This is a genomic window from Flavicella sp. IMCC45668 (genome assembly GCF_057219105.1).
Map to the genome: position 1 here is coordinate 3,423,329 of NZ_CM170114.1, position 11,911 is coordinate 3,435,239.

At 33.1% G+C, this 11,911-nt stretch carries 13 protein-coding genes; 7 read left to right on the forward strand and 6 right to left on the reverse strand.

Annotated features, from left to right (window positions below):
• Positions 1 to 134: 134 nt before the first annotated feature.
• The gene (locus AC2DZ0_RS13920) at positions 135 to 1,181 is read left to right on the forward strand and encodes a LacI family DNA-binding transcriptional regulator (protein WP_484490663.1); all 1,047 of its coding nucleotides are present in this window, start codon (positions 135 to 137) and stop codon (positions 1,179 to 1,181) included.
• 92 nt (positions 1,182 to 1,273) lie between these two features.
• Here AC2DZ0_RS13920 and alaS read toward each other — a convergent pair whose 3' ends face one another.
• Positions 1,274 to 3,910, reverse strand: a complete 2,637-nt coding sequence (alaS, locus tag AC2DZ0_RS13925; protein ID WP_484642489.1) for an alanine--tRNA ligase — start codon at positions 3,908 to 3,910, stop codon at positions 1,274 to 1,276.
• 157 nt (positions 3,911 to 4,067) lie between these two features.
• Between alaS and AC2DZ0_RS13930 the strand changes: the two genes are divergently transcribed.
• The 6 genes from AC2DZ0_RS13930 to AC2DZ0_RS13955 all read left to right on the forward strand — a co-directional run bounded on the left by AC2DZ0_RS13930 (position 4,068) and on the right by AC2DZ0_RS13955 (position 8,060).
• Positions 4,068 to 5,039 (forward strand): M23 family metallopeptidase, encoded by a 972-nt coding sequence (locus AC2DZ0_RS13930; RefSeq protein ID WP_484490665.1) that lies wholly within the window; start codon positions 4,068 to 4,070, stop codon positions 5,037 to 5,039.
• Positions 5,039 to 5,368, forward strand: coding sequence for a MerR family transcriptional regulator (locus AC2DZ0_RS13935; protein ID WP_484490666.1), 330 nt, complete (start codon positions 5,039 to 5,041; stop codon positions 5,366 to 5,368). The genes AC2DZ0_RS13930 and AC2DZ0_RS13935 overlap by 1 nt, the downstream gene beginning before the upstream one ends.
• Positions 5,369 to 5,484: 116 nt before the next feature.
• The gene (locus tag AC2DZ0_RS13940) at positions 5,485 to 6,081 is read left to right on the forward strand and encodes a LemA family protein (protein ID WP_484642491.1); all 597 of its coding nucleotides are present in this window, start codon (positions 5,485 to 5,487) and stop codon (positions 6,079 to 6,081) included.
• A 2-nt stretch (positions 6,082 to 6,083) separates the two neighbouring features.
• Positions 6,084 to 6,521, forward strand: coding sequence for a TPM domain-containing protein (locus tag AC2DZ0_RS13945; RefSeq protein ID WP_484642492.1), 438 nt, complete (start codon positions 6,084 to 6,086; stop codon positions 6,519 to 6,521).
• Positions 6,522 to 6,541: 20 nt separating this feature from the next.
• Positions 6,542 to 7,237, forward strand: coding sequence for a Bax inhibitor-1/YccA family protein (locus AC2DZ0_RS13950; protein ID WP_484642494.1), 696 nt, complete (start codon positions 6,542 to 6,544; stop codon positions 7,235 to 7,237).
• 31 nt (positions 7,238 to 7,268) lie between these two features.
• Positions 7,269 to 8,060, forward strand: a complete 792-nt coding sequence (locus AC2DZ0_RS13955) for a TPM domain-containing protein (protein ID WP_484642495.1) — start codon at positions 7,269 to 7,271, stop codon at positions 8,058 to 8,060.
• 1 nt (position 8,061) lies between these two features.
• Here AC2DZ0_RS13955 and AC2DZ0_RS13960 read toward each other — a convergent pair whose 3' ends face one another.
• The 5 genes from AC2DZ0_RS13960 to AC2DZ0_RS13980 all read right to left on the reverse strand — a co-directional run bounded on the left by AC2DZ0_RS13960 (position 8,062) and on the right by AC2DZ0_RS13980 (position 11,747).
• Positions 8,062 to 8,595 (reverse strand): DUF1697 domain-containing protein, encoded by a 534-nt coding sequence (locus tag AC2DZ0_RS13960; RefSeq protein ID WP_484642497.1) that lies wholly within the window; start codon positions 8,593 to 8,595, stop codon positions 8,062 to 8,064.
• A 93-nt stretch (positions 8,596 to 8,688) separates the two neighbouring features.
• Positions 8,689 to 9,420, reverse strand: a complete 732-nt coding sequence (locus AC2DZ0_RS13965; RefSeq protein ID WP_484642499.1) for a head GIN domain-containing protein — start codon at positions 9,418 to 9,420, stop codon at positions 8,689 to 8,691.
• A gap of 11 nt (positions 9,421 to 9,431) precedes the next feature.
• A complete protein-coding gene (locus AC2DZ0_RS13970) occupies positions 9,432 to 11,015 on the reverse strand; it encodes a PspC domain-containing protein (protein ID WP_484642501.1) in 1,584 nt (527 codons plus the stop codon).
• A gap of 1 nt (position 11,016) precedes the next feature.
• A complete protein-coding gene (locus tag AC2DZ0_RS13975) occupies positions 11,017 to 11,352 on the reverse strand; it encodes a PadR family transcriptional regulator (protein WP_484490674.1) in 336 nt (111 codons plus the stop codon).
• 11 nt (positions 11,353 to 11,363) lie between these two features.
• The gene (locus AC2DZ0_RS13980; protein ID WP_484642502.1) at positions 11,364 to 11,747 is read right to left on the reverse strand and encodes a DUF4870 domain-containing protein; all 384 of its coding nucleotides are present in this window, start codon (positions 11,745 to 11,747) and stop codon (positions 11,364 to 11,366) included.
• Positions 11,748 to 11,911 lie beyond the last annotated feature (164 nt).

The window sequence follows — 11,911 nt, forward strand, 5'->3', positions numbered from 1 at the left end:
TGAATGGAATAAATAGTTTTGAAAACTAAATTAACTTTTATAAATTGTTATGTTTCAAACAAGGTGCTGTTTGGTAATGAAATTTGGCTAATTATAACTATTTTTGCATCCAGTCATAAATTAATTTATTCCATATGAAAAAAATAACTATTAAAGATATTGCAGCGAAATTTGATGTATCTATATCTACGGTTTCAAAAGCTTTGAATGATAGTTATGAAATTAGTGATAAGACAAAAGCTAAAATTCAGAAGTACGCAAAGAAGAAAAAGTACAAGCCTAATTTTAATGCCTTAAGTTTAAAAAATAGACGAACTAAAACAATTGGTGTAGTAATTCCTGATATGTTGAATTACTTTTTTGCACAGGTTTTTAAAGGGGTAGAGAAAAAGGCGAATGAGAATGGCTATAAAATTATTACTTGTATTTCAAATGAATCTTATGATAAAGAAGTAGAAACCATGGAGATGCTTTCTAATGGAAGTATTGATGGTTTTATTGTTTCTATGTCTAAGGAAACGGGAATGAAAAAATGTGTAGACCATTTTAAAGATATGATTGAAGAGGGAACTCCTATTGTTATGTTTGATAGGGTTGCTAAAGATGTTGAATGTGATAAAGTAGTAGCAGATGACTTTGAAGCCGCAATAAAAACGGTAAAACATCTAAAAAACACAGGATGTAAAAACATTGCTTTTATATCTACCATTAGTGATTTAATTGTTGGGAAAGATCGTTACAAAGGATATTTAGAAGGAATGAAAGTTGAAGGACTTTCTGTCAACGAAAATTTGATATTGAATATCCAAGAAAGCGATTACAAAAAATACGAAGAGATTATTGAACCTCTTTTTGAAAATAATGACATCGATAGTGTGATTGCTTCGAGTGAGCAATCGGCTATTGCAGCCATGAAGATTGCTCAGCGTAAAGGCTATAAAATTCCTGAGAATTTTTCAGTAATTGGATTTGCGAATGGATTGTTATCAAGACACTCAAGTCCGAAATTAACAACAGTGAGTCAGCATGGGGAGCAAATGGGAGAAACGGCTGCGCAAATGTTGATAGATCGTTTGGAGAAAAACGAAACAGATATTCCAACTGTAACAGAAGTGATCAGAACGGATTTAGTTGAGCGAAATTCAACAAAAACGTATTTAGAGTTGTCTAAAAGCAATTAAAAAAAATATGATAAAATAAAAAAGGTTCCAATTTGGAACCTTTTTTATTTTATAAACATAACTGCTTTTTAATCCGAGAGGATTTATAATTATTATGCAATATAATCTTTAGCTTTAGAGATAGCCTCAGTCAAGCCAGATGGATTTTTTCCACCTGCAGTTGCAAAGAACTTTTGTCCTCCACCTCCTCCTTGGATAAGCTTTCCTAATTCTCTAACTATTTTACCCGCATCTAATTCTTTTTGTTCTACCAAGTTTTTAGAAATATAACAAGTCAATAATGCTTTTCCGTTTATTTCAGTTCCTGCAAAAAAGAAAAGATTCTCAATCTCATTTCCAAGTTCATGTGCAATGTCTTTTAATGCACTAGCTTCCATATCTATTTGTGTCGCAAGAAAATTAATTCCATTGATGTCGGTAATACTGTTCTTAAGCTGTGTTTTAAGATTTTTTATTTTTTCTTTAACTAGAACTTCAATTTGTTTTTTCAATGCATTATTTTCATCTTGTAAGCTAGTGATCGCTTTTACTGGATCTTTAGCGTTTTTCAAGGTAGATTTTACATCACTAAAAAGTAGGTCTTGGTCTTTATAATATTTTTTAACCGCATCAGACGTAATGGCTTCTATTCTCCTAATTCCAGATGCAACTGCTGATTCTCCAGTGATTTTAAATTGCCATATGTCTGCGGTGTTTTCCACATGGATACCTCCACATAATTCCATAGAGCTACCAAACTTTATAGAACGCACTGTATCTCCATATTTTTCCCCAAACAAGGCAATGGCTCCTTCCGCAATAGCGTTGTCATAGGTGTTGTTTCTATTCTCTTCAAGACTTAGTTTTTCATGGATCCTAGAATTTACAAAATTCTCTATCTCCGTTAATTCATTCGCAGAAACTTTAGAGAAATGAGAGAAATCAAAACGCAATGAAGCTTGATGTACATAAGAACCTTTTTGTTCTACATGAGTCCCCAATACGCTTCTTAAGGCCTGATGCAATAAATGAGTAGCGGTATGGTTGGCCGCAGATCTTGATCTATATTTAGCATCCACAACAGCGGTGTAAGTTGCTTGTAAGTTTTTAGGAAGGTTCTTGGTCATATGAATGATCAAGTTGTTTTCCTTTTTTGTGTCGATTAAATAAGTTACATCTCCATTAGCAGCTTCTAAATAACCTTTGTCACCAACTTGTCCTCCTCCTTCTGGATAGAACGGAGTTTGATCAAATACCAATTGAAATAGTTGACCGTCTTTTTTACTATCAACTTTTCTATATCTAGTTAGTTTTACTTCTGCAGTAATGTTGTCATAACCGATGAATGATTCATTTGTGCTTTCAGCAATTATTTGCCAGTCTCCTGCAGTTACCTGAGCTGCAGCACGAGATCTGTCCTTTTGTTTTTGTAATTCAGACTCAAAACCTTTTTCATCTAATTGATATCCTTTTTCACTTAAAATCAAGGCCGTCAAATCAATTGGAAATCCAAAAGTATCATACAATTCAAAAGCTTTTTCTCCAGAGACAGTAGTCCCCTCTGTTTTAGAAATGATATTATCTAACAACAATAAACCTTGATCCAAAGTTTTTAAGAAAGATTGTTCTTCTTCTTTAATTACATTGGTAATTAGTTGTTGCTGTGCTTTTAATTCAGGGAAAACTTCTCCTAATTGGTTGCTTAAAGTTTCTACCAATTTAAAAATGAAAGGCTCTTTTGTGTTTAAAAAGGTAAACCCGTATCGTATCGCTCTTCTTAAGATTCTTCTGATTACATAACCAGCTCCATTATTGCTTGGTAATTGTCCATCAGCAATAGAGAACGCTACCGTTCTTACATGATCTGCGATTACTCGAATAGCAACACTTACTTTTCCATTTGATTCTGTTGGAATAGAGCTTTTATCGTATACAGAATTTGTAATGGTTTCTATCTCTCTAATTAAAGGAGTAAAAACATCTGTATCGTAGTTAGACTGTACATTTTGCATAGCCATACACAAACGTTCAAATCCCATTCCTGTATCAACATGCTGTGCAGGAAGTTTTTCTAAAGAACCATCTGCCTTTCTGTTGAATTGCATAAATACAAGGTTCCAAATTTCTACTACCTGAGGGTGGTCCATATTGACTAAATCACGTCCAGATACTTTTGCCTTTTCTTCTGGAGTACGAATATCAATGTGAATTTCAGAACATGGTCCACATGGCCCTTGCGCACCCATTTCCCAAAAGTTGTCCTTTTTATTTCCCATAATAATTCTATCCTCAGGTACAATAGCTTTCCATAAGTCAAAAGCTTCTTGATCTAATTCAAGTTTATCATCATCAGAACTCCCTTCAAATACACTTACGTATAAAGAGTCTTTGTCTAATTTTAATCGATCTGTTAAAAATTCCCATGCCCATTCAATTGCTTCTTTTTTAAAGTAGTCTCCAAAACTCCAGTTTCCAAGCATTTCAAACATGGTATGGTGGTAGGTGTCCATTCCTACTTCTTCCAAATCGTTGTGTTTACCAGAAACACGTAAACATTTTTGTGTATCCGCAACTCTAGAATTTGTAACCTCACGCTGCCCTAAAAAATATTCTTTAAATTGGTTCATACCCGCATTGGTAAACATCAATGTTGGGTCATCTTTTAAAACGATAGGTGCAGAAGGAACAATTTTATGTGATTTTTCTTCAAAAAAGTTTAAAAATTGCTGTCTTATTTCTAATGATTTCATGTGTTACTATTCTTTATGTGAACAATTAAAAAAATGCTAATTCCCCTCGCTTATTGAGTAGTTATAAAACATTTTGTAAATTTGCATTTGTTCTGTTTGTTTTTAAGCGCACAAAAGGGCTTGCAAATGAGGATACAAAAGTACTATATTTAGCAATATGGCAAAAGTAAAATTTTATTACGATTCAGAAACCCTTTCTTATCAAAGAATAACGGTAAAAAGAAGCACTAAAATAAAGAACGGTTTGCTATTTACAACCGCTGTTGGTTTGATTGCTTTCCTTGGTTTTATTGGATTTAGTTATGTGATTAAATCTCCAAGTCAGTTAGATGATGAGCGCGAGTTGGAAAACTTAAAATTGCATTATGAACTATTATCTAAAAGAATTGATGAGGGGACTTCTGTTCTAGAAGAAATTCAAGAAAGAGATAACAATATTTACCGAGTTTACTTTGAAGCAGAGCCAATCTCGAAAGAAGAGCGTATGGCAGGTTTTGGAGGGATCAATAGATACAAGTCTTTAGATGGGTTTGAGAACTCAACGATGATTAAAGATGTAACCAAAAAAATTGATGTTTTATCTAAGCAACTAGTAGTGCAATCAAAATCTCTTGATGAAATTATTGGAATGGCTAAGAACAAAAAAGAAATGTTAGCTTCCATACCAGCAATACAGCCTGTTGCGAATAAAGATTTAAAGAGAATGGCTTCTGGTTTTGGCTATAGAATTCATCCAATTTATAAAACAAGAAAATTTCATTGGGGAATGGATTTTTCTGCTCCAAAGGGAACACCAATTTATGCTACAGGTAATGGAAAGATTGAAAAGGTTACAAAGTCTAAACGTGGTTTTGGAAATTATGTGAAAATTGATCACGGTTTTGGTTACAAAACATTATATGGTCATATGGAGAAATATACAGTTCGAAAGGGACAGTCGGTTAAAAGAGGTGATTTAATTGGGTATGTTGGGACTTCAGGGACTTCCACAGCGCCGCACTTGCATTACGAAGTAGTTAAAGGGAATAGAAAGGTAAATCCGATTTATTATTATTTTAATGATCTTACCCCAGAGGAGTATGATATGATGTTGGATATGGCGTCAAAAGAAAATCAATCTTTGGATTAATGGAAGTTGATTTACCAGAAAAAAGATATTACAAAATAGGTGAGGTGGCGAAAGCTTTTGATGTGAATACCTCTTTGATCCGCTTTTGGGAAAAAGAATTTGACATCATCCAGCCTAAAAAAAATGGAAAAGGAGATAGAATGTTCACGCCTGTGGATATTAAAAATTTTAAATTAATTTATCATTTAGTTAAAGAGAAAGGTTTTACCTTAGACGGAGCTAAGAAAAAATTAATAGCAGAGCCTGAAACCACTAAAAAAAATCTTGAAATTATTGAAAGATTACAAAAGGTAAAGGCAGAATTACTCAAGATCAAAAACGAACTTTAAATTATTTCAATCACATTAGTGAATTGCCAATTTTGGCAAAAAACTGACAAAATATCAGTAAAAAAATAATTGGTATGTATATTGAACCGTTGTGTTTATAAAAAACAAAATTAAATATGGATAAATTAAAAAAGTGGTTGCCTTTAATTATTGTAGCTGTAGTTCTGTTTTGGGGATATAGTTCGTTTAAGGGCTTTAATAATACAGCTGTTACGTATCAAGAGGATGCAAAAACAGCATGGTCAAATGTTGAAAGTTCATATCAAAGGAGAGCTGATTTAATTCCAAACTTAGTAAATACTGTAAAAGGATATGCTTCGCATGAAAGTGAAACTTTAGAGGCTGTTATAAAAGCCAGAGCTAGTGCTACAAGTACTAAAATTGATGCAAGTAATTTGACTGAAGAAAATATGGCTTCTTATCAAAGAGCTCAACAAGGATTAGCAGGAGCTTTAGGGAAGTTAATGGTTGTGGCAGAAAAATACCCTGATTTAAAAGCGAATACTAATTTTTTAGAGTTGCAAAGTCAATTAGAAGGAACTGAAAACAGAATTAATGTGGAAAGAAATAGGTTTAATGGATTGGTAAATACCTATAATAAACATATTAAATTATTTCCGAATTCCATTTATGCAGGACTTTTGAATTTTGAAGAAATGAGTCGCTATAAGTCTGCAGAAGGAAGTGAAAAAGCACCTGAAGTAAAATTCTAGTTATGCCAAATACAGAATATCATTTATCGGAGCAAGAGGAGTTAGATGTGGTAGGGGCGATAAAATCTGCTGAACTGAATACTTCAGGAGAAATAAGGGTGCACATTGATCCAAGTTCGGATAAAGATGCCTTGGAAAGAGCCAAGGAAGTGTTCTTTGAATTGAAGATGAATGAAACCGAGCAGCAAAATGGTGTGTTATTTTATTTAGCTATAAAAGAGCACAGGTTCGCTATTTTAGGGGATGCTGGAATTGATAAAGTTGTTTCCAGTGATTTTTGGGATACGACGAAAGAGTTGGTGATAAAGGAATTTAAAAAAGGTGATTTTGCAAAAGGCTTGCAGCTAGGAATTGAAGAGGCAGGTAAAAGATTAAAAGAGTTTTTTCCTTATCAAAAAGATGATATTAATGAATTGCCTGATGAAATTTCAAAAGGGTAAATAAAATAAAAATAAGAATTATGAATACAGATGTTTTATTACAAAGAGAGCAAATAGAAGCAGCTTTTATTTCAAAGGTATATGGTTGGATGAGTGCTGCATTGGTTATTACAGGAGTCGTGGCTATGTGGGCTGCATCAACACCTGCAGTATTGAGTGCAATATTTCCAGCATCAGGAAGTATGCTTCCTTTTTATCTGTTGATTGGAGCAGAGTTTGGTGCTGTGATTTTTCTATCAGCAAGAATTAATAAAATGACGGCAGAAACAGCAGGAATAGTGTTCTTGTTATATTCTGTTTTGAATGGATTGACGCTTTCTATGGTGTTTTTAATTTATACAAGTTCATCAATTGCATCAACGTTTTTAGTAACGGCTGCAACCTTTGGGGTGATGAGTGCTTATGGATACATGACAAAAAAAGATTTAACTTCTATTGGAAACCTTGCATTTATGGCATTGATTGGTTTGATTATTGGTTCCGTGGTGAATATATTTTTACAGAGCGAAGTAATGTATTGGGTTATCACTTATGCAGGTGTTTTAATTTTTGTAGCCTTAACAGCATATGATACTCAAAAGATTAAAAGAATGGCTTCTTATGCGGATGATGCAGAGGTTTCAAAAAAGAAATCGATTTTAGGTGCTTTGACCTTGTATTTAGACTTTGTAAATCTATTCTTGTATTTACTTCGTTTCATGGGGGACCGTAAATAAATTACATTGATTAATAGCTAATTTCAGTCATTTGAAAGTAAAAAAAATAGTACCCATCCTTTTGTTTGTTATCGCCACGATAACCGGTGCATATTCTCAAAGTGGTATTCCGGATGCTCCAAAAAAGCAGACAAGTCTGTATGATTATGCGAACTTGCTTTCTAAGAGTGAACAGCAGAGTTTAGAGTATAAATTATTGCGCTATTCTGATTCAACTTCCACTCAGATTGTGGTAGTTACAATGACTTCAATAGGTTCTAACCAGATAGCAATGTTTGCTACGGAGTTGGCTCATAAGTGGGGAATTGGTCAAAAGGGTAAAGATAATGGAGTATTAATACTCGTAGCAAAAAATGAACGAAAAGTTAACATTTCCACGGGTTACGGAGTTGAACATTTGCTTACAGATGCATTGTCTAGGAGAATAATAGAAAATGTGATTACACCTAGATTCAAGTCAGGGAACTTTTATGCCGGTTTAGATGCTGGAAGTGAATCTGTTTTTAAAGTGCTTAGTGGTGAGTTTAAAGAAAATAGAAAGAAAAAATCTACATCTAATGAATCCTCTAAACTGAAAGGTTTTTTTATTTTTATCGTATTGGTATTGTTTTTTATATTCCGAAATCGAGGGAATAAAGGTGGCGGAAGAGGGGGAAGACGTAATGCTTCTTCTGATATTTTGACAGCAATATTATTTAGTAATATGGGAAGAAGTAGTGGTGGTTTTGGAAGTGGAAGCTCCGGTAGCTTTGGAGGAGGTGGTTTCTCCGGTGGTTTCGGAGGTGGAGGCTTCGGAGGTGGTGGTGCCAGTGGTAGTTGGTAGTTCAGGCTTTAGATGCTAAATCTATTAATTTTGAGATGGTATTGTAGTTTCTAGTGGTTCCTAAAGTTTTAAATTTCTTTTCAAAATATTGATTCGACAATTTTGTTTTTCCATATCCATTGAGGCACTGAATATAAACCATATCGTTATAGACCTTAAAATTATCTCCATGGAGTTGGGTGATTGTTTTTGAAACTTGTTCAGTCTTGTTGATTCCATTAGCTAGAAAACTAAAATACAATTGATTTGTTTCAAAAGAAGGAAAAGGAATGTTTGCAAAGAGATTTTTTAATTCAAGTGCTGATTTTACAATGGCAATAGTTTTTATATCAAAGGTTTCTAGTAGTGTTTTTTCAATTGAAATCTTGATCTGAGAGGCTTGGAATTTACAATGTGGTATTACAATATTGCCACTTTGAATGTAAGTTTGAATTATCGGATATTCATTTTCCAAGGCAAGTTTTAAATCTTGCATTTTTAGTTTGTTTTTTCCTGCGACATTTATTGCTCTTAAAAAAATGATATAATCTTGCATATTTAAATTTTATCAAATATAAAAAAATGCCTTTAGCTGTATGTCTAAAGGCATTTGTAAATCAATCTAAACCAAAGATTGCTTTCTGAGGCTCTACCCAGCAGAAACGTTTCCACCCGAAGATGTTTTTCTTTCAATGTTTTTAGGATTTCCTTTGTGGTTGATACTTCCGCCACTACTTGCTTTTCCTTTTAATGATTCAGTTGCGGTCACTTTAATATGAGAACCGCTACTTGCTTTTGATTCAACATTTTTGGCATTTAAATGATAAGCATTTATGGTGCTACCGCTACTCGAGTGCGCTGAAAAATTAGAAGCTCTACCTTTTAAGTCTATTTGAGATCCGCTGCTTGTACTTGAGCTAAGCTTATTAGTGTTGACTTGTAAATCTATATGTGAACCGCTTCTCGATTGAATGGTTAAATCATCGCTTATTAAAGTGTTTTCAGATAAAACACGAGCACCACTATTTGTTTCTATGCTTGAAATTTGATTCACAGTTAAATAAACATTCCGAGCTTTGGATTTTTTTATATTTGGCTCACAGAATATTTTTAATGTTCCGTTTTTAAGTTGTGTTTTAATCAAAGGCATTAAGTTTTCATCGGTTTCTACTGTTAATTTTTGATTGTTTCCCATGCTTAGGTATACAGAGATTCCCTCATGTACTTCTATTTTTGTAATAGATTCCGTAACGTCTCTTTCCTCTGAAATGACTTTTTTATTTCCTTTAACAGAGTTTGTCTGATTAAAATCTACCTTGCAGCTTGTAAAGATTATAAATAGTGAAAGTAGCAGGGTTGCTTGTTTTGTAAATCGTTTCATAATATTGGTTTTTAGTTTCTAAATAATCTTTCATCACAATCAGTACATTCTAAACCAACAGGTCTCATGATGAAATGATGGTTTGGCAAATCATTGCTAAATATGTCTTGAGTAGTTTCAATATTTCCTAGAAAGCTTTTTGTAGAATTTGTAAAATGAATGGTTGTGTTTTTGGGTACTGCAATGGTTATGGCGATGTTTTGATTTTTATCAAGGCTGTTTTCAGGACTTAAAAAGTAACCATCCAATAGTATTGTTTTATCTTCAATAATATAATTATATTCTAGTTTTTCCGCATTCTGATTAGCAATATTTCTGTCTTTACCAACAGACATTCTTCTAACTTTTACAGAGGCAACATCAGTGTCATTGTATACTACATCTATGGATATGTTATTGCTATACAGTTTTCTGGTATCTTTATCATATACAAATTCTTGGTTGTTATCTTTTCTTAAAAGACTCTTGTATAGGAGCTCTTCATTATTAATTAATTTAATTTTTAGAGTATCGTTTTCTTGATATGCAAACGGCGTTTCTTGTATTTTAAACCCTTTGAAAGCTTTTGCTGTACTATGTTCGATACCGGTAAAAATTAGTGCTAACAAGGCGATAATCCAAATTCCTAATAGGGTTAATGATGTGGCTTTGCTCAATTGTTTTACTGAGGATGAAACAATTCTTAAGCCTAATAAAAATAAGATTAGAAAAGGAAATCCGATAGCGATAAAAATTAATGCTGCAAGCGTCCAATGTGGAATGATTGAGCCATGGATAAAAGAAGGTATAGAAGTAAAGTTGTGTGTCATTCCCATGAATTCTATACTTCCAAAAGAAAAGGCTCCAATAACTAATACTAACAAAATTGCTGCGGCAACAAACATTAGAAGCACTCCAATAACTTTTCCAACAACATTAAATATTGCTAGTATTATTTTGCCTAAAGTGTCTAAAAAATTTTGAAAACCGGTTTTAGCCTTGCTGTAATCTGCATTTTTTATTTTGTCTCCTACATTGTTAAATTCGGTACGGATTTTTTTTTCAATATTATCGATGTTCACCGCTTCCCCTTCCATCTCTAGTTTTTCTGCTGTCGTTCTAGCTTCTGGCAATAGAATCCATAAAATTATATAGATTGGAATTCCAAATCCGCCTGTGATCGTTAACAAAATAAATGCCAATCGAACCCAGATAGAATCAATACCAACATAGTGTCCGATTCCAGAAGCTACTCCACCTAAAAATTTGTCCTCACTATCTCTGTAAAGTTTCTTAGTTGAACTAGCGCTAGTTCCATAATTATTTTTATGTTCGGTATATTCTTCAGTATGATCATCATAATCTTCAGGCTGCCCCATGATTTTTATAATGGCATTGATATCACTTTCATTAATTACCTGTCTTTGGTCTTTGATGGTTTCTGATAACAATTCACTTATTCTAGCCTCAATGTCTGCTATAATTTCATTTTTTCCTTGTGGATCATCACTTAAAGATCGTGCTATGGATTCTAAATATCCCTTTAAGATTTGATAGGCAACTTCATCAATATGAAAAAAGAATCCGCCCAAATTTATGTTGATAGTTTTATTCATCTTATTTGTTTTTTTTGCTAGTAACGATTTGTACTGCGTTAGTTAGGTTGTTCCAGGTTGTGTTTAATTCCTTTAAAAAAAGGGCTCCATTTTCAGTAAGTACATAATACTTTCTTGGTGGACCGGAGGTAGATTCTTCCCATCTGTAACTTAGTAATCCTGCATTTTTAAGTCTTGTTAGTAATGGATAGATGGTTCCTTCTACTACAATCATTTCTGCATCTTTTAATGTGGAAAGAATTTCTGAGGTATAAGCATCTCCATTTTGTAATATGGAAAGAATGCAATACTCTAGAACTCCTTTTCTCATCTGTGCTTTTGTGTTCTCTATCTTCATAAAAAGGATTTTTATTTTAAAAAATTAATTGTCATTGGATACTGGTAAGTTTCCCCTTTCTGTGCTTTTGAAGCAGCAATAATAATGAGACAAATAGTCATTAACTCAAATACTCCATAGATTCCGAAAAATGGGACCATGTTTGGTGAAGCCTTAAAAAATAGAAAAACAAAAAAGGAAATAATTAAACCAAATGCCAAAATACATTTATACAAGCCGAAGGTGATATTAAAGTTTACGGCCTCTTTTCCGTTGCTGTCTAAAAAGCTACTTTCAGTTTTTTGTGCTTTCCATAAGATCAATGGAATGATAACCCCTGCAAATGGAAATAGAAATCCTAACAGGGCTGAAATATGAATTAAAAATGCATTTGTTGCTTCTTTTACTACTGTCATATGATGTCACTTTTATATATTGATGTGACAAATATATACAAACATATAGTATTATGCAAAACATAGTACTTTTTGGTTTTTAATTTAGTGACTTGTTTTTGAGAGGTTTTCCATGTTTAATGGTGTCTCTGTAAGTTTTATTTTTTATAAAATTTTTTTCATTT